At 70.5% G+C, this 19,572-nt stretch carries 18 protein-coding genes and 1 pseudogene; 5 read left to right on the top strand and 14 right to left on the bottom strand.

Annotation, left to right across the window (positions count from 1 at the left end; genetic code table 11):
• Window positions 1-15: 15 nt before the first annotated feature.
• Both radA and disA read left to right on the top strand, forming a co-directional pair.
• Window positions 16-1,422 (top strand): DNA repair protein RadA, encoded by a 1,407-nt coding sequence (gene radA, locus ACIA6A_RS10105; protein ID WP_396097151.1) that lies wholly within the window; start codon window positions 16-18, stop codon window positions 1,420-1,422.
• Between the two features lie 232 nt (window positions 1,423-1,654).
• Window positions 1,655-2,758, top strand: a complete 1,104-nt coding sequence (gene disA / locus ACIA6A_RS10100) for a DNA integrity scanning diadenylate cyclase DisA (RefSeq protein ID WP_396097150.1) — start codon at window positions 1,655-1,657, stop codon at window positions 2,756-2,758.
• 271 nt (window positions 2,759-3,029) lie between these two features.
• Here the strand turns inward: disA and ACIA6A_RS10095 are convergent, their stop codons facing one another.
• The 3 genes from ACIA6A_RS10095 to ACIA6A_RS10085 all read right to left on the bottom strand — a co-directional run bounded on the left by ACIA6A_RS10095 (window position 3,030) and on the right by ACIA6A_RS10085 (window position 4,961).
• Window positions 3,030-3,830 carry an adhesin gene (locus tag ACIA6A_RS10095; protein ID WP_396097149.1) on the bottom strand — a complete coding sequence of 267 codons (801 nt, stop codon included), beginning with the start codon at window positions 3,828-3,830 and terminating at the stop codon, window positions 3,030-3,032.
• Window positions 3,831-3,912: 82 nt separating this feature from the next.
• On the bottom strand, window positions 3,913-4,464 hold the full coding sequence (locus ACIA6A_RS10090) for a peptide deformylase (RefSeq protein ID WP_396097148.1): 552 nt from the start codon (window positions 4,462-4,464) through the stop codon (window positions 3,913-3,915).
• The gene (locus ACIA6A_RS10085; RefSeq protein ID WP_396097147.1) at window positions 4,461-4,961 is read right to left on the bottom strand and encodes a glycine cleavage system protein R; all 501 of its coding nucleotides are present in this window, start codon (window positions 4,959-4,961) and stop codon (window positions 4,461-4,463) included. Before ACIA6A_RS10085 ends, ACIA6A_RS10090 begins: the two co-directional genes overlap by 4 nt.
• A gap of 25 nt (window positions 4,962-4,986) precedes the next feature.
• Between ACIA6A_RS10085 and ACIA6A_RS10080 the strand changes: the two genes are divergently transcribed.
• The gene (locus tag ACIA6A_RS10080; RefSeq protein WP_396097146.1) at window positions 4,987-5,889 is read left to right on the top strand and encodes an A/G-specific adenine glycosylase; all 903 of its coding nucleotides are present in this window, start codon (window positions 4,987-4,989) and stop codon (window positions 5,887-5,889) included.
• Here the strand turns inward: ACIA6A_RS10080 and ACIA6A_RS10075 are convergent.
• The 11 genes and pseudogenes from ACIA6A_RS10075 to ACIA6A_RS10025 all read right to left on the bottom strand — a co-directional run bounded on the left by ACIA6A_RS10075 (window position 5,886) and on the right by ACIA6A_RS10025 (window position 17,333).
• The gene (locus tag ACIA6A_RS10075) at window positions 5,886-6,488 is read right to left on the bottom strand and encodes a DUF4291 domain-containing protein (RefSeq protein WP_396097145.1); all 603 of its coding nucleotides are present in this window, start codon (window positions 6,486-6,488) and stop codon (window positions 5,886-5,888) included. The genes ACIA6A_RS10080 and ACIA6A_RS10075 overlap by 4 nt on opposite strands.
• 10 nt (window positions 6,489-6,498) lie before the next feature.
• Window positions 6,499-6,936 (bottom strand): annotated as a pseudogene (locus ACIA6A_RS10070) (DUF4291 domain-containing protein); the annotation flags it as partial.
• Window positions 6,937-7,009: 73 nt separating this feature from the next.
• Window positions 7,010-9,532: an ATP-dependent Clp protease ATP-binding subunit gene (locus ACIA6A_RS10065; RefSeq protein ID WP_396097144.1), complete on the bottom strand. Its 2,523-nt coding sequence runs from the start codon at window positions 9,530-9,532 to the stop codon at window positions 7,010-7,012.
• A gap of 349 nt (window positions 9,533-9,881) precedes the next feature.
• Complete coding sequence (locus tag ACIA6A_RS10060; RefSeq protein WP_396097143.1) at window positions 9,882-10,235, bottom strand: Lsr2 family protein; 354 nt, start codon at window positions 10,233-10,235, stop codon at window positions 9,882-9,884.
• 513 nt (window positions 10,236-10,748) lie between these two features.
• Window positions 10,749-11,510, bottom strand: coding sequence for a type III pantothenate kinase (locus ACIA6A_RS10055; protein ID WP_396097142.1), 762 nt, complete (start codon window positions 11,508-11,510; stop codon window positions 10,749-10,751).
• A gap of 16 nt (window positions 11,511-11,526) precedes the next feature.
• Complete coding sequence (nadC, locus tag ACIA6A_RS10050; RefSeq protein ID WP_396097141.1) at window positions 11,527-12,417, bottom strand: carboxylating nicotinate-nucleotide diphosphorylase; 891 nt, start codon at window positions 12,415-12,417, stop codon at window positions 11,527-11,529.
• Window positions 12,414-14,078, bottom strand: coding sequence for an L-aspartate oxidase (locus ACIA6A_RS10045; RefSeq protein WP_396097140.1), 1,665 nt, complete (start codon window positions 14,076-14,078; stop codon window positions 12,414-12,416). The genes nadC and ACIA6A_RS10045 overlap by 4 nt, the downstream gene beginning before the upstream one ends.
• 62 nt (window positions 14,079-14,140) lie before the next feature.
• A complete protein-coding gene (locus tag ACIA6A_RS10040) occupies window positions 14,141-15,076 on the bottom strand; it encodes a septum formation family protein (protein ID WP_396097138.1) in 936 nt (311 codons plus the stop codon).
• A gap of 123 nt (window positions 15,077-15,199) precedes the next feature.
• Window positions 15,200-15,628, bottom strand: a complete 429-nt coding sequence (gene panD, locus ACIA6A_RS10035; protein ID WP_396097137.1) for an aspartate 1-decarboxylase — start codon at window positions 15,626-15,628, stop codon at window positions 15,200-15,202.
• Window positions 15,628-16,461, bottom strand: coding sequence for a pantoate--beta-alanine ligase (gene panC / locus ACIA6A_RS10030; RefSeq protein WP_396097136.1), 834 nt, complete (start codon window positions 16,459-16,461; stop codon window positions 15,628-15,630). The genes panD and panC overlap by 1 nt, the downstream gene beginning before the upstream one ends.
• The gene (locus tag ACIA6A_RS10025; RefSeq protein WP_396097135.1) at window positions 16,458-17,333 is read right to left on the bottom strand and encodes a Rossmann-like and DUF2520 domain-containing protein; all 876 of its coding nucleotides are present in this window, start codon (window positions 17,331-17,333) and stop codon (window positions 16,458-16,460) included. Before ACIA6A_RS10025 ends, panC begins: the two co-directional genes overlap by 4 nt.
• 138 nt (window positions 17,334-17,471) lie before the next feature.
• Here ACIA6A_RS10025 and ACIA6A_RS10020 point away from each other — a divergent pair, with 138 nt between their 5' ends.
• Complete coding sequence (locus ACIA6A_RS10020; protein ID WP_396097626.1) at window positions 17,472-18,425, top strand: SAM-dependent methyltransferase; 954 nt, start codon at window positions 17,472-17,474, stop codon at window positions 18,423-18,425.
• Window positions 18,426-18,446: 21 nt separating this feature from the next.
• Window positions 18,447-19,571 (top strand): NADH-quinone oxidoreductase subunit D, encoded by a 1,125-nt coding sequence (locus tag ACIA6A_RS10015; protein WP_396097625.1) that lies wholly within the window; start codon window positions 18,447-18,449, stop codon window positions 19,569-19,571.
• The last annotated feature ends 1 nt before the right edge of the window (window position 19,572 follow it).

Raw genomic sequence — 19,572 nt, 5'->3', positions numbered from 1 at the left:
GGCTAGCGTTGCGCTGTGACCACATCCCGTACCCGTAGCGAGCCGCGCCCCACCTATCAATGTGATGCGTGCGGGCACCAGCCGCCCAAGTGGCTGGGCCGCTGTCCGGAGTGCAACGAGTGGGGCTCGGTCATCGAGGCCAAGACCGGCCCGCTGATCTCGGGCCGGGTGGTCGCCACCCGCAAACCGTCCGAGCCGGCCCGTCCGATCGCGACGATCAGCGCCGCACCCGCCAAGGCCGTGCCGAGCGGGGTCAGCGAGCTCGACCGGGTGCTCGGCGGCGGCCTGGTCCCCGGCGCCGTGATCCTGCTCGCCGGCGAGCCCGGGGTCGGCAAGTCCACCCTGCTGCTCGACGTCGCCCAGCAGTGGGCGGCCGGCGCGGGCAGCCCGTCGCTCGTGGTCAGCGGCGAGGAGTCGGTCAGCCAGGTGCGGCTGCGCGCCGAACGCCTCGGCGCCCTGCACGAGAAGCTCTACCTCGCGTCCGAGAGCGACCTCGGCGCGGTGATCGCCCACCTCGACGCGGTCAAGCCGGGGCTGCTCATCATCGACTCCGTACAGACCATCTCCGCCCCGGGCACCGAGGGCGTTCCGGGCGGTGTCACCCAGGTCCGCGCGGTCACCGCGGCCCTGGTCAGCGTCGCCAAGGAGCGTGGCGTGGCGACCGTCCTCGTCGGTCACGTCACCAAGGACGGCTCGGTGGCCGGCCCGCGCGTGCTGGAGCACCTGGTCGACGTGGTGCTGCACTTCGAGGGCGACAAGCATTCCTCGCTGCGGCTCGTCCGCGGCGTCAAGAACAGGTATGGAGCGGCGGACGAGGTCGGCTGCTTCGAGATGCACGAGAGCGGCATCATCAGCCTCGCCGACCCGTCCGGGCTGTTCCTCACCCGATACAACGAGCCGGTGCCCGGCACCTGCGTCACGGTCGCGATGGAGGGCCGCCGGGCGATGGTCACCGAAGTGCAGGCGCTGATCGGGGCACAGGTCCAGGGGTCGCCCCGGCGCACGGTCTCCGGCCTCGACAGCGCCCGGCTCGCGATGGTGCTGGCCGTGCTCCAGCGCCGGATGGAGAAGATCAAGCTGCACGACCGTGAGGTGTTCGCCGCGACGGTCGGCGGCATCCGGGTCACCGAGCCCTCGGCCGACCTGGCCATGGCGCTCGCGGTGGCCTCCGGCGCGCTCAACCTGGCGATGGCCCCGCACCTGGTGGCCATCGGCGAGGTCGGGCTGACCGGCGAGGTGCGCCGGGTCGGTGCGGTCGGCCGGCGGCTCGCCGAGGCCGCCCGGCTGGGTTTCAAGGTCGCTCTGGTGCCACCGGGCTGCGGCCCGGCCGAGGGCGACACCCCGCCCAAGGGCATGCGCGTCGTCGAGGTCGGCGACCTGCAGTCCGCCGTGCAGTGGGCCGCCCGGGTGTCGGCGGAATGAGCGCCACCATGACCCGGTTCAACCGTATTCGTCCCACCCGACGATCACCCAGGGTGAGTGATCATTACGCTGCGGAGCATGATTCGCACCGCGGGTCGTTGACCTGGATGACAGTCCGTAGAATGTACAGGTGCCGCACGACCGCGATGCTCCGTCCGACCGCAACGCCCACGGGTCCCCTCACCACGCCAACGGGTCCGACCCCGGCGTCAATGGATCGGCAGCCGGCTCGATGACACCTCCCTCCCCCGGCCTGACCGGCAGCACCCCGACCGGCGACCCGCTGCGCGCCAACCTCGCCCTGATGGCCCCGGGCACCGCGCTGCGCGACGGCCTCGAGCGGATCCTGCGCGGGCGCACCGGCGCACTGATCGTGCTCGGCCACGACGACGTCGTGGAGCACATCTGCACCGGCGGCTTCCCGCTCGACGTCGAGTTCTCCGCCACCCGGTTGCGCGAGCTGTGCAAGATGGACGGCGCCGTGGTCATGTCCAGCGACGGCACCCGTATCGTCCGGGCCAACGTGCACCTCATGCCCGACCCCGGCATCCCCTCCGAGGAATCCGGCACCCGGCACCGCACCGCGGAACGGGTCGCGAAACAGTCCGGCTACCCGGTGATCTCGGTCAGCCAGTCCATGCACATCATCGGCCTCTACGTGAACGGCCAGCGACACGTCCTCGACGACTCCGCGGCCATCCTCTCCCGCGCCAACCAGGCCCTCGCCACCCTCGAGCGCTACAAACTGCGCCTCGACGAGGTCTCCGGCACCCTGTCCGCCCTCGAGATCGAAGACCTGGTCACCGTCCGCGACGCCGTCGCCGTGGTCCAGCGCCTCGAAATGGTCCGCCGGATCGCCGACGAGATCTCCGGCTACGTCGTCGAACTGGGCACCGACGGCCGCCTCCTGGCCCTCCAGCTCGACGAGCTCATGGCCGGCGTCGACGCCGACCGCACCCTGGTCATCCGCGACTACCTCCCCACCGGCCGCAAGGCCCGCACCCTCGACGAGGCCCTGGTCGAGCTCGACCTGCTGACCGCCACCGAAATGATCGACCTGGTAGCGGTAGCCAAAGCCATCGGCTACCCGGGAGCCTCCGACGCCCTGGACGCGGCGGTCAGCCCCCGAGGCTTCCGGCTCCTCGCCAAGGTCCCCAGGCTGCCCACCCCGATCGTCGAACGCCTGGTCAACCATTTCGGCAGCCTCCAACGCCTGCTGGGCGCCACCGTCGAAGACCTACAGGCCGTGGACGGCGTAGGCGACGCCCGAGCCCGAGGCGTCCGGGAGGGCCTGTCCCGCCTGGCCGAGGCCTCCATCCTCGAGCGCTACGTCTGACCCGGAGCCGGGTAACGGGAGCTCAACACGCCAGCCGAGCTCCCACACCCCGGCCATTAGCCTGGCCCATGCCCGAGCGGTCCACCTTCTTCGCCCGGATCACCGAGCGGGCCGCCCAACGAGGTAGACCCGCGCCCGGCGGCGGCAAAACCGGTTACCAAGGTACGACGACCCGGCGGGGGAACCCATTCACCCTGACAGAGCCGGCTGCCCCCCGGAAGTGAAACCGCGCCTGCCCGAGGTCGACCTTGACGGCGGGTGGGGGTGGGGGTCAGGCGCTTACGTTCAGGGTTACCGGGTTGCTGACCTTGTGGTCGAGGCGAGCCCGGACCTGGTACTGACCGGCGGCCGGGGCGGTGCCGGCGGCCAGGCCCGCGGTGCACTTGGTGGACTGGTGCCCGTTCCACGTCACGTTGAACTCGCGTTCGCTGTTCGGCGCCAGCTGCTGGACGTCCGAGCCGCGGACCGTGCTGCAGGTGTCGGAGGACCAGATCTTCTGGGCTCCGCTCTCGATGTAGATCTCCTGCAGGTCGGCGCCCAGGTCGCGCTTGCAGGCGCGGGCTGAGACGTTCTTGATCTTCAGCCGGATCTCGACCGGGGCTCCTCGGCCGACCGTGGTCGAGGCCGGGATCGGGGTCAGGGAGATCTCGGTGTCGCCGCACGAGCCGTCGGCCGGCTGGGTCACGGCGGTGTTCGCGCCGTCCGCTGTGCCAGCACCCGCGCTCGCCGGAACGCCTTCGGCGCCGCCGGTGTCCCCGCCGGGGCCGGCGCTGGCCGCTCCCACCGAGGGGGTGCTGCCGGGGGCGGTGGTCTGCAGGTCCTCGGGGTCGGGCCGCGAGGGGTTGCCCGCGCCCGGCGGCGGGTCCACGAACGACGGGGCGTCCTCCGGGGAAGCGGAGGCCGGAGCCGGGGTGGGTGCCTGCGAGGAAGCACCGGTGCCGCGCTTGCTGTCGTCGTCGCCACCGGAGCAGGAAACGAACAGCACGATGACGCCGAGGAGCAGCGCGCCGAGCACGACCGCACGGCGTCGCCAATACACGGCGGAGGGGAGGGGACCTACCGTCGAACGCATGATGTGAAGAACCGTATCCTCGCGACACCCCGGACACGGGTACGACGCGCCGGTTACGCGATACCGGCTCGTTTACTGATCGTCAGAGATACACCTTGCGCTGGTAGACGGCGTGGGCACCGGCGACACGGTCGAGGAAAAGTTTTCCGGCGCAGTGATCGATCTCGTGTTGCAGCGCGCGCGCCTCGAACGCGTCGGTCACCAGTCGCACCTCGGCGCCCGTACCCGGAAGGACGGCCTCGACCACGACGCGGCCGGCCCGTTTCACGTCTCCGGTCAGATCCGGCACGGACATGCAGCCTTCCCGGCCGGGCCGCCAGCGACTGGCCTCGACCACGCGCGCGTTGCAGAGCACGAACGTCCCGTGCGTGGTGGCGGTCTTCGGGTGCTGGGTGACGTCGAGCGCGAACACCTGCACCCCGACGCCGACCTGCGGGGCGGCCAGTCCGACGCAGCCGGGTGCGACCCGCATGGTGGCCACCAGGTCGGCGGCCAGCCGGACGATCGCCGGGTCGGTGGGGTCGACCTCGGCGCCCGGGGTGCTGAGGACCGTGGCCGGCGCGGTGACCACGGGGAGCACGGTGCCGTCGACGCCCAGGAGTTCGGGCTTCCAGTCGGCCAGTTCCTCGTTCACAGGACGTCCGACTCGGCCCGGCGCAGGGTCACCTCGACCCCCAGGTCCCGGGCGGCCTCGTCCAGCCGTACCGAAAGATCGGCTGCCGCACCCGGCGGCAGGTCGACCTCCGCGACCAGGACGTAGAGCGGCCCGGTGAGCCGGGTCGTGAGGTCGGTGACATTGCCGCCGGCGGCGGCGACCACCCGGGTGACGGCGGCGACGATCCCCAGCCGGTCCGCGCCGTGCACACTGACGAGGTACGGCTCCCCGGGCTCCTCAGCGGCCGACGGCTCGACCGCCCGGACGGTGGCGAGCATCCCACCGAGCGGCAGCAGCGCCTTCTCCACGTCCTCGACGGAGGCTCCGGTGCAGATCAGGGTCATCGCGAAGTGACCGCGCAACCGGGTCATCGTCGAGTCGGAGAGGTTGGCCCCGGCCCCGGCGAGGGCGGTCGTGACCTCCGCGACGATGCCGGTCCGGTCGGGTCCTATGACGGTGATGGCTAGCTCGTTCACCCGGGCATCTTAAGCTTGTCGGCCTATGACTCTCGCCGACTCCGCCATCCAGTGGTACGAGGAAAACGCCCGCGACCTGCCCTGGCGGCAGCCCGGCACCACCGCGTGGGCGGTGCTGGTCAGTGAGGTGATGCTGCAACAGACCCCGGTCGTCCGGGTCGAACCCGCCTGGCGGGCCTGGATGAACCGCTGGCCGACCCCGGCCGACCTGGCCCAGGACCCGCCGTCGGAGGCGATCCGGATGTGGGGCCGGCTCGGTTATCCGCGCCGGGCGATGCGCCTGCACGCGTGCGCGGTGGCCATCGTGGAACGCCACGGCGGTGAGGTGCCCGATGACCTCGACAAACTGCTCGCACTGCCCGGTGTCGGCACCTACACCGGACGGGCGGTGGCGACCTTCGCGTACGGCCAGCGGCACCCGGTCGTGGACACGAACGTGCGCCGGGTGGTCTCCCGCGCGGTCGAGGGCAAGCCGGACGCGGGTCCCACCACGACCGCCGCCGACCTGGTCGCGACCGAGGAACTGCTGCCACCTGACGCGGGGCGCGCGGCGAAGGCCAGCATCGCGTTCATGGAGCTGGGTGCGATCGTCTGTGTCGCTCGCGCCCCACGTTGCACGATCTGCCCGTTCGAGCACGTCTGCGCGTTCCGTCTCTCCGGCGAGGCGGTGCCGGCCGGGCCGAGCCGCAAGCCGCAGAAGTACGCGGGAACCGACCGTCAGGTCCGTGGCCTGCTGCTGGAGGTGCTGCGGCACGCCACCGGCCCGGTGCCCCGGCAGCGGCTCGACGTGGTGTGGGGCGACGAGGTGCAGCGGGCCCGCGCGCTGGCCGGCCTGGTCGAGGACGGCCTGGTGGAGCCGCTGGACTCCGACGCCGACCGGTTCGTGCTGGCCGGCGACCATCCGGCCCGCTATCCCACCGTGGGTTAGGTCGAGACGTGCAGGGCCGCGGCGATCGCGGCGGGCAGTGGGTACGGGCGTTCGTCCGGCAACATCTGCTCGGCCCGGAACTGATCGCCGCGGCGCACCATGTCTCCGATCCGCCGGGCCTCGTGGGTGATGTCGGTGATCCCGACCGTCCATTCCTGCACGTATCTGTCAATCGCGTCCAGGCCGAGGCCCACCTGCAGGGCCCGGTACGGCAGCGGCTTGAGTTCGATGGAACGTTCCGGCTCCCACTGGACCCGCACGGGGCTCTGGCTGAGCATGGCGGTCCAGTGTTCGCGGTCGGGGAAGAACTTCTGGTCATACTGGGCGAGTACCGAGTGGGCCAGCGCCCATTCGAAGCCTTCCCGGGTCATCTCGACCGCGAGCACCCGTTCCTGGTTGTCCGGGCTCGCCCACTGGGAACGGAACATCATCCACAGGAACGACGGCTTCAGCCAGGTCATCCGGTCCCGCTTGAACGGCGGCACGAACCGGCCGGCCTTCGCCGCGGCGAGCGCGATCGGCACCGGATACGCCTGGTACACGGTGACCGTCTCGGGCGTGTAGACCGCCCGTACCTGCCGCGCCGGGACCTGATACACAGCTCGATGATCACGCGGCCGGGCCCTCCGTGGGGCCGTTTCCCGGGTAAGGCCGCTCCACGGGTACCAACTCGGGGTCCCGGCTCGCCGCAACCGCCCGGGCCAGGGCGGTCACATCGGTGATGGAGACGATCCACTCCTCGGTGTAGAGCCGCGCGGCCTCCCCGGCGAGCCCGAGCTGAAGGGAGCGGTACGGCAGCGCGCCGAGCTGCAACGACCGCTCCGGATCCCACTGCACCCGGACCGGGCTGCGCTTGAGCCGCCGTGACCACTCCTGCCGGGTCTCGCCGCTGTGCCGGTCGTAGTCGCTGGGGCAGGCCGCGGCGAGTGCCCGGTCGAAGCCGTCCCGGGTGATCTCGATCGCCAGGATGTGCTCCTGACCGGGCTTGGTGGCCCAGCCCGAGCGGTACATCATCCACAGGAACGACGGCTTGACCCAGGTCATTCGCCCGGGGCCAGCCCATTAACCGGAAACGGCCCGGCGCTTTCGCGCCGGGCCGTTTCCGAAAGGTTCTAGCAGGTCACTCGTCGGCCGCGGCCGCGCCGAGGTCGGCGGGGACGGCATCCGGGACGGTGGCTCCCCGGTCGGCACCGGTGAAGGTCAGCTTGGCCTTCTCGATGTTCTCCGGGTCGCCCTCGCAGTCCACGACCACGATCTGGCCCGGGCGCAGTTCGTTGAAGAGGATCTGCTCGGACAGGGTGTCCTCCAGGTCGCGCTGGATCGTGCGACGCAGCGGACGGGCACCCAGGACCGGGTCGAAGCCCTTCTTCGCGAGGTACTTCTTCGCGTTGTCGGTCAGCTCCAGACCCATGTCCTTGTTCTTCAGCTGGCCTTCGATCCGGGCCGTGAAGATGTCCACGATCTCGAGGATCTCGTTCTGGCGCAGCTGGTGGAACACGATGGTGTCGTCGATCCGGTTCAGGAACTCCGGGCGGAAGTGCTGCTTCAGCTCGTCGTTGACCTTCACCTTCATCCGCTCGTAGTTCGACTCCTCGGCCTCCGAGGCCTGGAAGCCCAGCGACACCGCCTTGGCCACATCCCGCGTGCCCAGGTTGGTGGTCAGGATGATCACCGTGTTCTTGAAGTCGACGATGCGGCCCTGACCGTCGGTCAGGCGACCGTCCTCCAGGATCTGCAGCAACGTGTTGAACACATCCGGGTGAGCCTTCTCGATCTCGTCGAACAGCACCACCGAGAACGGCTTACGACGGACCTTCTCGGTCAGCTGGCCACCCTCGTCGTAACCGACGTAGCCGGGAGGCGCACCGACCAGACGCGACACCGTGTACCGGTCGTGGAACTCCGACATGTCGAGCTGGATCAGGGCGTCCTCGGAGCCGAACAGGAACTCGGCGAGCGCCTTGGAGAGCTCGGTCTTACCGACACCGGACGGACCGGCGAAGATGAACGAGCCCGAGGGGCGCTTCGGGTCCTTGAGGCCGGCCCTGGTACGGCGGATGGCCTTGGACACCGCCTTGACGGCGTCCTCCTGGCCGATGACCCGCTTGTGGAGCTCGTCCTCCATGCGCAGCAGGCGGGACGTCTCCTCCTCGGTGAGCTTGTAGACCGGGATACCGGTCCAGTTACCCAGGACCTCGGCGATCTGCTCGTCATCGACCTCGGACACGACGTCCAGGTCGCCGGCCTTCCACTCCTTCTCCCGCTGCGCCTTCTGGCCCAGCAGTTGCTTCTCCTTGTCGCGGAGCTGCGCGGCGCGCTCGAAGTCCTGCGCGTCGATCGCGGACTCCTTGTCACGACGCACCTGGGCGATGCGCTCGTCGAAGTCACGCAGGTCCGGCGGTGCGGTCATCCGGCGGATCCGCATCCGCGCGCCGGCCTCGTCGATCAGGTCGATCGCCTTGTCCGGCAGGAACCGGTCGGAGATGTAGCGGTCGGCCAGCGTCGCCGCGGCCACGAGCGCCGCGTCGGTGATGCTGATCCGGTGGTGCGCCTCGTAACGGTCGCGCAGGCCCTTCAGGATCTCGATGGTGTGCGCCAGCGACGGCTCACCCACCTGGATCGGCTGAAAGCGGCGCTCGAGTGCGGCGTCCTTCTCGAGGTGCTTGCGATACTCGTCGAGGGTGGTCGCACCGATGGTCTGCAGCTCACCACGGGCGAGCATCGGCTTGAGGATGGAGGCGGCGTCGATCGCGCCCTCGGCGGCACCCGCACCCACCAGGGTGTGGATCTCGTCGATGAACAGGATGATGTCGCCGCGGGTGCGGATCTCCTTGAGCACCTTCTTGAGGCGCTCCTCGAAGTCACCGCGGTAGCGGGAACCGGCGACCAGCGCACCGAGGTCGAGGGTGTACAGCTGCTTGTCCTTCAGCGTCTCGGGCACCTCACCCTTGACGATGGACTGCGACAGCCCTTCCACGACGGCGGTCTTGCCGACGCCCGGCTCACCGATGAGCACCGGGTTGTTCTTGGTGCGACGGGACAGCACCTGCATGACCCGCTCGATTTCCTTCTCCCGGCCGATGACCGGGTCGAGCTTGCCCTCGCGGGCGGCCTGGGTCAGGTTGCGTCCGAACTGGTCGAGCACCAGGGACGTCGACGGGGCGGCCTCGCCCGCGGCGGCACCGGCTGCGGCCGGCTCCTTGCCCTGGTAACCCGAGAGCAGCTGGATGACCTGCTGACGCACCCGGTTGAGGTCGGCACCGAGCTTCACCAGGACCTGGGCGGCGACGCCCTCACCCTCGCGGATCAGGCCGAGCAGGATGTGTTCCGTGCCGATGTAGTTGTGGCCGAGCTGCAGAGCCTCGCGAAGCGACAGCTCCAGCACCTTCTTGGCCCGCGGCGTGAACGGGATGTGCCCGCTCGGCGCCTGCTGGCCCTGGCCGATGATCTCCTCGACCTGCTGCCGGACCCCCTCGAGGGAGATGCCGAGGCTCTCCAGAGCCTTCGCGGCAACGCCTTCGCCCTCGTGGATCAGGCCGAGCAGGATGTGCTCTGTCCCGATGTAGTTGTGGTTGAGCATCCGGGCCTCTTCTTGGGCCAGGACGACAACCCGTCGCGCTCGGTCGGTGAACCGCTCGAACATGCCCTCGTGCTCCTCACGTGCCGTGCGCCAATGAACTGGCGGGGCCAGCGCCCGGGCATCGGTGATACCCGTGCTGTGACTACTCTATCGCCGCTGGAGGACTCTGCCGGGCCCTCGAGCCCGGCCGGGACGTCCCGCACCGATGATTTCCCCAACTTCGCACGCTCAGCGGCTGTTCCCCACCCCCGCGGAGTACGCGCACAGCGAAATCCCGCTTCGTCCACAGCCTGTGGACAACGGCGTCCGCCCCTGTGGATAACTTACGCAACCCGAGCGAAGTACGAGCGAAAAGCAGCAGGGTCCGCCGCACGGGAGTGCGACGGACCCTGTGGAGAACGAGGGGAACGGCTCAGCGGCCGGGACCCTTGGCGTGGAACTCGTCCACGATCTCCTGCGGGATCCGGCCCCGGTCGGAGATCTCCTTGCCACTCTTCTTGGCCCACTCGCGGATGGCCTTGTTCTGCTCGCGGTCGGCGGTCGCGCCGCCACGGCCCCTGGCAGCCCGGCCTCCCACGACCACCCCGCCGCGGGCGACCTTCGCTCCGGACGCCACGTACGGCGCGAAGAGGTCACGCAATTTCGACGCGTTCTTGTCGGACAGGTCGATCTCGTACTGAATGCCGTCGAGCGCGAACTTGACGGTCTCCTCGGCATCACCGCCGTCGAGGTCGTCGACAAGCTTGTGAATGATCTGCTTGGCCACGGGCCGTTATCCTCCCGAACACAGGGTCTCTTGTCAGGCAATCCCCGAGAACAATAACGCTGCGCCCGCGTGATCCGTCAATGCGGGGTTCGATATGGGACCGACGGAGGGTACGAAGGGGAACGGTGGCGTTTCGACGAATGTCCCCGCGGACCGTTTCCATTCCCGGTGCAGAATCCATCCTGGCCTGCCGGATTCACCGCCGGGCGCCGCCCACCGGGTGGACTGTCGCGCGTGTACACGTGTCGGCCGGGAGCCGGGCCGAGAAAGGCGAAGGGTGTGACAGATCGTTACTCCAGCGAGACGGATACCGGGCAATGCCATCGAAGCACGTCGCGCCCGGCACGGGTGGCCACGGCGCGGCGATGACGTTGCCCGGCCCGCGCTCCGGCGATCCGCGGAATCGAATGCGGGTCGCCGGAGAAAAGCCCGCCCACGATAGGCGGATAAAGATCTATGTCCAGCACGTCGCACAGAGTCACAAAATCGTCCGCCGTTTAGCACGCCGGAAAATCAGCCGACATTCCGCTCATAAACCATACGCAACCCGATCAGAGTGATCATGGGCTCGTACGCGGTGATGGTCCGGCAGGCGTCCTTGACCAGCCCCGCGAGCCCGCCGGTGGCGATCACCGCCCGGACCTGCCCGAGCTCCTCGGTCATCAGGTCGACGATCCGGTCCACCTGACCGGCGACGCCGAAATAGAGCCCCGACTGCAGGCACTCGACGGTGTTCTTGCCGATGACCGAACGCGGCCGGGCCGGCTCGACCTTGCGCAACTGGGCGGCCCGGGAGGCCAGCGCATCGAACGAGATCTCGATCCCGGGCGCGAACGCGCCACCGAGGAACTCACCACGTTCGCTGATGACGTCGAAATTGGTGGTCGTGCCGAAGTCCACGACGATCGACGGGCCGCCGTAGAGGGCGTGCGCGGCCAACGTGTTCACCACCCGGTCGGAGCCCACCTCCTTCGGATTGTCGATGGCGAGCTGTACCCCGGTCTTCACGCCGGGCTCGACGACGACATTCGGCAGATCCCGGTAATAACGGCCCAGCATCGTGCGCAACGTCCGCAACGCGGCCGGCACGGTGGAACAGGCCGCCACCCCGGTGATCTCGACGGCATCACCGGCGAGCAACCCCCGCAGAATCAGCCCCAGCTCGTCGGCGGTCGACCGGGCATCGGTCTTGATTCGCCAGTTGTGGACCAGTTTGTCGCCGTCGAACGTGGCGAGAACCGTGTTGGTATTGCCGATGTCGATGCACAAAAGCACGAGCAGCACCTTAAATTCAGGACACCCGGAGGTCCATCGCGATGTCGAGGATCGGGGAGGAGTGGGTCAGGCCGCCCACCGACAGATAGTCGACGCCGGTGGCCGCGTACGCCGCGACGGTCTCCAGGGTCAGGTTGCCGGTCGCCTCGAGCTCGGCCCGGTCGCCGACCGCCGCCACGACCTCGACGAGCAGGCCGGGCGTCATGTTGTCGCAGAGCAGGAAGTCCGCGCCGGCCTCGACCGCCTCGACCGCCTCCGCGACCGTGGTGACCTCGACCTGGACCGCCACGTCGGGGAACTTCTCGCGGACCAGCCGGTAGGCCGCGGTGATGCTGCCGGCCGCGAGCTTGTGGTTGTCCTTGATCATCGCGACGTCGTACAGGCCCATGCGCTTGTTGGTGCCACCGCCGGCCCGGACCGCGTACTTCTCGAGCGCGCGCAGGCCGGGGGTGGTCTTGCGGGTGTCCAGGACCGTCGCCTTGGTCCCGGCCAGCTCGTCGGCCCACCTGCGGGTGTGGGTGGCCACGCCGGACATCCGGCACAGCAGGTTGAGCGCGGTGCGCTCCGCGGTGAGCAGCGACCGGGTCGGCCCGGACACCACGGCCAGCACGTCGCCGCGCACCACCCGGGCACCCTCCGGGACCCGCTGGTCGAACGTCGCGGTGCCACCGGAGGTCGCCGCGAAGACCTGGGCCGCCACCGGCAGCCCGGCCACCACGCCCGGGGCCCGGGCCACCAGCTCGGCGGTGTCCACCTGGTCGCCGGGGATGGTGGCCTCGCTCGTCACGTCCCGGGGCGGGTCACCGAGATCCTCGGCCAGCGCCGTATAGACGATCCGCTCGACCTCGGCGAGATCCAGTCCGTCACTCACGTAGGCATTCCCGTTCACGGTGGAATCGTCGGTCATGGCATCTCCTCGAAGGTCTGGGCGAGGCGGCCACGCTGGTCGATGGAGCCCAGCAGGTGGCCACGCCACTCGTCGGCGGCGTTGGGGTGATCCTCGCGCCAGTGACACCCCCGCGTCTCGCGGCGCTCCGCAGCGGAGGCGACCAGCGCAGCGGCGACCGTGAGCAGGTTCGTCGCCTCCCACGAGGCGTTGCGCGGGGTGCCGTGCTGCTCGCCGAGGCGGGCGAGCTCCTTCGCGGTGGACGCCAGCGAATCCGCCGAGCGCAGGACCCCGGCCCCACGGGTCATCGCACGCTGCAGTTCACCGCGGATCTCCGGGGACACCACCCAGCCGGGCGCGGCGGGTGCACGGCCGGAGGTCAGCGCCGGGGACGGATCGGCCTGCGCGGGCAGATCACGGGCGATGTCGTCGGCGATCCGCCGGGAGAAGACCAGGCCCTCGAGCAGGGAGTTGCTGGCCAGCCGGTTGGCACCGTGCACACCGGTGCAGGCGACCTCGCCGCACGCGTACAGGCCGGGGATCGAGGTGCGGCCGTGCAGGTCGGTGCGGACCCCGCCGGAGGCGTAGTGGGCCGCCGGGGCGACCGGGATCAGGTCGGTCGCCGGGTCGACCCCCGCCGCCCGGGTGGACGCCATGATCGTCGGGAAGCGCTGCTCCAGGAACTCGCGGCCGAGGTGCCGGGCGTCGAGATAGACATGGTCGGCGCCGGTGGCCCGCAGGACCCGGTGGATGCCCTTGGCGACCACGTCGCGCGGGGCCAGCTCGGCGAGCTCGTGCTGACCGACCATGAAACGCGTCCCGGCCTCGTCGACGAGATGGGCGCCCTCACCGCGCAACGCCTCCGAGATGAGCGGCCGCTGCACCGAGGTCACGCTCGCGGTGACGAACGAGGTGGGGTGGAACTGCACGAACTCCACGTCCGTGACGACCGCGCCGGCCCGCAACGCGAGCGCCACACCGTCGCCGGTGGAGACCGCCGGGTTGGTGGTGGACGCGAAGACCTGGCCCATGCCTCCGGTGGCGAGCACGACCGCGCGGGCCAGGATCGCACCGACACCGTCCTCGTCGCCCTCACCGAGCACGTGCAGCGTGATGCCACAGGCCCGGCCGTCGGCCGCGCGCAGCAGGTCGAGCACGAGCGCGTGCTCGACCAGACGGATCCACGGGTCGCGGTGCACCGCCTCGTGCAGGGCGCGCTGCACCTCGGCACCGGTCGCGTCCCCGCCCGCGTGCACGATCCGGTCGGCGCGGTGGCCGCCCTCGCGGGTCAGCATCAGCGACCCGTCGACGTTGCGGTCGAACTCCGCACCGATCCGGATCAACTCACGGATCCGGGCCGGACCCTCTTCGACCAGGACGCGTACGGCGGCCGGGTCGCAGAGCCCGACCCCCGCGATCTCGGTGTCGAACGCATGGGCCTCGGGGGTGTCCAGCGGATCGAGCACGCCGGCGATCCCACCCTGCGCCCAGCGGGTGGACCCGTCATCGATATTGACCTTGGTGACCACGGTGACGTGCAGGCCCTGCTCGCGCAGGTGCAGCGCGGCGGTGAGGCCGGCCACGCCCGAGCCGACCACCAGCACGTCGGTGGACTCGGTCCAGCCCGGCTCGGGGGCGGCCAGGCGGCGGGGGAGCACCGGAAGGTCGGCGAGATGCGACATGGGATCAGTCAACCCCGCGGGTGCGTCTTTTTCACCGTCGGGGCGCCGCAAAGTGCGAAGGGTTACTGGTACTGGACAGGAAGGGCTTTCTGGCCCTTGCCCTTGAGCGACGACGTCAGCGTGGCGGTGTCCACCCACAGGTAGCAGCGCACGCCACGATCACCCATCGCCCAGACGTCCTCACCACCGGGCAACGACACCACGCCGGCCCGGTACTCGAGGTCGGCGTCGTCGGGCACATCCACGTACGTGGCGATCAGCGCGCGGCAGCCGTCATGGAACTCGTCCCAGTCCTTGCTGCTGTCCGGATAGGCCACGTCCGCACCGGTCTCCCAGATCCCGACGAACTCGGCGTTGTGCCCGGCCGCGCACGAACTGGCCGGCATCGAGCTGATCTTGCCGTCCTTGTCCAGCTGCACGCCGTAACAGGTGAGCAGCAGCGGCGACCTCGGCTCCTTCAACGCGTCACGCAGGCTGCCGACCCGCTGCACCAGCCCCGCGTCGTCCTCGACCGAGCTGCTGACCAGCACCTCACAGCGATACCAGCGGGCACCCCCGGCCCACGCGGCCTTGGTCGGCTGGGTCACCCCGATCCACAACCGGGCTGTGCGCCAGGGACCGCCGACATAGGCGGTGGTCTTGCTGTCACAGATCTGGTACGCGGCCCGCTGCCCCGCCGAATCGTTCGCGGGCGGGTCGTCGGCCTCGGCGGCGGGACCCGGGTACTCCCCGACGTAGACGGTCTCGGTGCGGTGCTTGATCTGACAATCGACCTCCTCGTACGAGGAGCGGGCCCCGGACGTCGAGAAGTTCGCCAGATGACAGGTCTCGGCCACCGGGGTGAAGCCGGCGGGGGCGCCGATCGCGGCCCAGCCGTTGGTGAGGTTCCCATCGACGCCGGGCGGGTTGCCGCAGCCCGCGACGAGCAACGTGAGACCCAGCATCGCGGCCATGCCCCACCCGCGGCGGCCGAGGTGACGCCGACTGAAGTGCCGCATGACCTTGCCCTCCGAGATGCCACTGCCGCCCGTTTTGCCCATCGTATGGCAAATGCCCCCGGGCTGGGAGGGAAGCGCAAGGAGGGCGGTGGGTGAGGGAGTGGCTGGTTGCAGCCGTGGGCGTCAGTGGGCCGCAACCGTGAGGTCGCCGCGTACCAGATCGCCGGCCATGCCCGGCACCGCAGCCGCCGGGTCCGTGCCCAGCTCGATGATGGTGTTGGTGGGGTCGACGTGGACCACCCGGGGGCGGAAGGTGCGGGCCTCGGCGTCGTCCATCTGGGCGTAGGCGATGAGGATGACCAGGTCACCGGGGTGGATGAGGTGGGCTGCCGCGCCGTTGATGCCGATCACGCCGGTGCCGGGGGTGCCCTCGATGACGTAGGTCTCGAGGCGGGCCCCGTTGGTCACGTCGACGATCGCCACCTGCTCGCCGGGCAGGAGGTCGGCCGCCTCCATCAGGTCGCGGTCGACCGTCACCGACCCGACGTAGTGCAGGTCCGCCTGCGTGACCGTGGCTCGGTGGATCTTGGATTTGAGCATCGTACGGAACATCAGGCGGTCTCTCCGAGGTGCAGCGGGATGTTGTCGATCAGCCGGGTGGTGCCCACCTTGGCCGCCACCAGCAGCCGGGCCGGGCCGGTGGCCGGGGCGGGGCCGAGCAGCGGGTCGGTGAGGGCGAGGTAGTCGACGCGTACGCCGGGTTCGTCTTCGAGGATCTTGGTGGCGACCTCCAGGACCCGGCCGGGGTCGTTCTGGAGGGCTCCCTCGCGCAGGGCGTGGGAGAGCGCGAGCGCCGCCTGCCGCTGCTCCGGGCCGAGGAAGCGGTTGCGGCTGGACAGGGCCAGACCGTCGGTCTCGCGGACCGTGGGCACACCGATGATCTCCACGCCGAGTTCGAGGTCGTGGACCATGCGCTTGATCAGGGCGAGCTGCTGGAAGTCCTTCTCGCCGAAGAACGAGACGTCGGCGTGGGTGAGCCGGAGCAGCTTGGCGACCACGGTGAGCATGCCGGAGAAGTGGCCGGGGCGGCTGGCGCCCTCGAGGATCTCGCCGAGCGGGCCGGCGTTCATCGTCACCGAGGGGGCGCCGCCCGGGTACATCTCGTCGCGGTCGGGGGCGAACACCACCGCGACGCCCTCGGCGCGACAGGCCTCGAGGTCGGCTTCGAGCGTGCGCGGGTACTTCGCGAAGTCCTCGTTCGGGCCGAACTGCAGCGGGTTGACGAAGATCGTGACGATCACGAACGCGGAACGGGCCCGGGCCTCGCGCATGAGCTGCCGGTGCCCTTCGTGCAGCGCGCCCATGGTCAGCACCACCGCGATCTCTCCCGGTGCGGCGGCGGTCGCGGCGGCCAGCTCGGCCCGGGTGTGGACGAGGTCGGTCATGAGAGGCTCCCCACGGTCGCGTCGGCAAGGACGTCCAGCAACAACACCGCGTCCTGGGGACGCAGCCGCCCGGCGGCAACTGCTCTATCGGCAGTCCGGCGCGCCAGCGCGAGATATGCCGGCGCGGACTCCGGCGTCAGGCGGTCAAGATGCTTGCGTACGGTGCCCGCGTCGCCCCTCGACACCGGCCCGGTCAGAGCGGCGTCCCCGAGCGTGAGCGCGTTGTCCAGCGCCGCGTGCAGCAGGGGCGAGAGCACCGCGTCCGGCCGTTCGACACCCGCCGCCCGCAGCAGGTCGGCGGCCTCGTTGACGAGCGTGACCAGGTGATTCGCGCCGTGGGCGAGCCCCGCGTGGTACAGCGGGCGGGCGTCCTCGGCGATCCACTCGGGGATGCCGCCGAGGTCGGTGACCAGGCGGGCGGCGAACGCCCGGTCCCGCGCGGTCACCCCCCACGCGATGCCGGGCAGCCGGTCCAGGTCGCCGTCGGCGCCGGTGAACGTCATCGCCGGGTGCAACGCGATGCCGTCGACCGCGCCCAGGACAGCGACGCCGTGCGCTCCGGAGGTGTGCGCGACGACGGTACGGGCGGAGAGCGCACCGGTAGCGGAAAGCCCCGCCACGACGGCACGCAGCGAGTCGTCCGGCACGGCCAGCAGGAGAAGGTCGGTGGCGGCCCGGGCCACGTCGTCCGCGGGCAGGATCGCCGCCCGGGGCAGCAGTCGCCGGGCTCGTTCCTGGGAGGCGTCGGAGACCGCCGCGGTGGCGACGACGTCATGCCCGGCGGCGTCGAGGGCGGCACCGACAACGGCACCGACCCGGCCCGCGCCGACAATGCCGACGACCAGGGGGTTCGCACGCAGCATCGCGCTCATGTCCAGATCCAGTCCTCGATCAAGGGGTACCGGTCGAGGCAAAGTATGCGCCCGCGTAACACGCCTGTGACAAGAGCCTGTGACTAGATTGACTCCCATGACGAGGCCGATGTGACGAGGCTGGGCTGGCGGGACGCCATGGGCCGGGCGCTCTACGGGCCGGGCGGGTTCTTCACCGGCGCCGCCGACCGGCCCGCTGATCACTTCCGCACCAGCGTGCACGCCTCACCGCTGTTCGCCGGGGCCCTGCTGCGGCTGATCGACGCGGTCGACGAGGCGCTCGGCCGGCCCGCGGAGCTGCAGATCGTGGACGTCGGCGCCGGGCGTGGGGAGCTGCTGGCCGCGCTGCGGGCCCTCGGCGCGGACCACGGGCGGTTCCGGTTGACCGGGGTCGAGGTGGCGCCCCGGCCGGCCGGGCTGCCCGCCGAGATCGGCTGGCGGCCGGACCTGCCCGAGCCGATCACCGGGGTGCTGCTGGCCACCGAATGGCTCGACAACGTGCCGCTCGACGTGGCCGAGGTCGACGCCGGCGGCCGGATCCGGCGGCTGCTCGTCGACCCCGGCACCGGGCTCGAGTCACCGGGCGCCGACATCGACGCCGCCGACCGGTTCTGGCTGGCCCGCTGGTGGCCGCGCGCCCGTCCCGGCGACCGGGTCGAGATCGGCTGGCCCCGCGACGTGGCCTGGGCGGACGCCGTCGCCACGGTGCACCGGGGGGCGGCGCTCGCGATCGATTACGGACACCTGCGCGGCGATCGGCCGGGGCTGGGGACGCTCACCGGGTTCCGGGACGGGCGGCAGGTTCCGCCGGTGCCGGACGGCAGTCGCGACCTGACGGCGCACGTGGCGTGGGACTCGGTCGCGGCGGGGCCCGGGTACCCGTACCGGATGAGGGGTCAGCGGGAGGCGCTGCGAGCGCTCGGGGTCGACGGCGGACGACCACCGCTCGACCTCGCCCGCACCGACCCGGCGGCCTATCTGCGCGCCCTCGGCGCGGCCGGCGCCGCCGCCGAACTGACCGACCCGGACGGACTCGGCGGACATCGGTGGTTGCTGCACGAGATAGGCGTCGAGCTTCGTGGGACGATCTGAGCCGTGAGTGACGCGCGGGAGATGACCGTCGGTACGGGTGCCGGGCTCGACACCGCCGACATGGTGCTCAACATCGGCCCGCAGCACCCCTCGACCCACGGGGTGCTGCGCCTCAAACTGACCCTCGACGGCGAGCGCGTGACCACCTGCGAACCGATCGTCGGCTACATGCACCGCGGCGCCGAGAAACTGTTCGAGGTCCGCGACTACCGGCAGATCCTCGTGCTGGCCAACCGGCACGACTGGCTCTCCGCGTTCTCCAACGAACTCGGCGTCGCCCTCGCCGTCGAACGTCTCATGGGCATCGAGGTGCCGGAACGCGCCACCTGGCTGCGGATGGCGCTGGCCGAGCTGAACCGGGTGCTCAACCACCTGATGTTCCTCGGCTCGTACCCGCTGGAGATCGGCGCGATCACACCCATGTTCTACGCATTCCGCGAGCGCGAGACGCTGCAGACGGTCATGGAGGAAGTCTCCGGCGGCCGCATCCACTACATGTTCAACCGGGTCGGCGGCCTCAAGGAGGAAGTGCCGGCCGGCTGGACCCGCCGCGCCCGCGAGGCGATCGCGGAGGTCCGCGCCCGGATGCCGGACATCGACAACCTCATCCGCAAGAACGACATCTTCATGGCCCGTACGGTCGGGGTCGGGGTCCTCACCGCCGAACAGGCTGCCGCGTACGGGGCGTCGGGCCCGGTCGCCCGGGCCAGCGGGCTCGACATCGACCTGCGCCGTGACGAGCCGTACCTCGCGTACGACCAGCTCGACGTGCCGGTGGTGACCCGCACCGCCGGCGACTGCCACTCCCGCTTCGAGGTGCTGCTCGACCAGGTCTACGTGTCCCTCGACCTCGCCGAGGAATGCCTCTCCCGGGTCGACCGGATCGGCGGACCGGTCAACGTGCGGCTGCCCAAGGTGGTCAAGGCACCCGAGGGACACACGTACGCGTGGACCGAGAACCCGCTCGGCATCAACGGCTACTACCTGGTGTCCCGCGGCGAGAAGACCCCGTGGCGGCTCAAGTTGCGAACGGCTTCCTACGCGAACGTCCAGGCGCTGGCGACGCTCATCCCGGGCTGCCTCGTGCCGGACCTCATCGCGATCCTGGGCTCGATGTTCTTCGTCGTCGGCGACATCGACAAGTAGG

Source organism: Actinoplanes sp. NPDC051494, assembly GCF_044454705.1.
Classification (GTDB): Bacteria; Actinomycetota; Actinomycetes; order Mycobacteriales; family Micromonosporaceae; genus Actinoplanes.
Note: the sequence above shows the minus strand (reverse complement) of the source record. Positions and strands in the feature narration are given on the sequence as shown.

Coding starts and splice junctions, on each gene's coding strand:
- ACIA6A_RS10080 (WP_396097146.1), top strand. CDS start 4,987: ATGACTCTCGCCGACTCCGCCATCCAGTGGTACGAGGAAAACGCCCGC.
- ACIA6A_RS10015 (WP_396097625.1), top strand. CDS start 18,447: ATGACCGTCGGTACGGGTGCCGGGCTCGACACCGCCGACATGGTGCTC.
- ACIA6A_RS10040 (WP_396097138.1), bottom strand. CDS start 15,076: ATGCGGCACTTCAGTCGGCGTCACCTCGGCCGCCGCGGGTGGGGCATG.
- disA (WP_396097150.1), top strand. CDS start 1,655: ATGACACCTCCCTCCCCCGGCCTGACCGGCAGCACCCCGACCGGCGAC.
- ACIA6A_RS10025 (WP_396097135.1), bottom strand. CDS start 17,333: ATGAGCGCGATGCTGCGTGCGAACCCCCTGGTCGTCGGCATTGTCGGC.
- ACIA6A_RS10045 (WP_396097140.1), bottom strand. CDS start 14,078: ATGTCGCATCTCGCCGACCTTCCGGTGCTCCCCCGCCGCCTGGCCGCC.
- nadC (WP_396097141.1), bottom strand. CDS start 12,417: ATGACCGACGATTCCACCGTGAACGGGAATGCCTACGTGAGTGACGGA.
- panC (WP_396097136.1), bottom strand. CDS start 16,461: ATGACCGACCTCGTCCACACCCGGGCCGAGCTGGCCGCCGCGACCGCC.
- ACIA6A_RS10065 (WP_396097144.1), bottom strand. CDS start 9,532: ATGTTCGAGCGGTTCACCGACCGAGCGCGACGGGTTGTCGTCCTGGCC.
- ACIA6A_RS10020 (WP_396097626.1), top strand. CDS start 17,472: ATGGGCCGGGCGCTCTACGGGCCGGGCGGGTTCTTCACCGGCGCCGCC.
- ACIA6A_RS10095 (WP_396097149.1), bottom strand. CDS start 3,830: ATGCGTTCGACGGTAGGTCCCCTCCCCTCCGCCGTGTATTGGCGACGC.
- panD (WP_396097137.1), bottom strand. CDS start 15,628: ATGTTCCGTACGATGCTCAAATCCAAGATCCACCGAGCCACGGTCACG.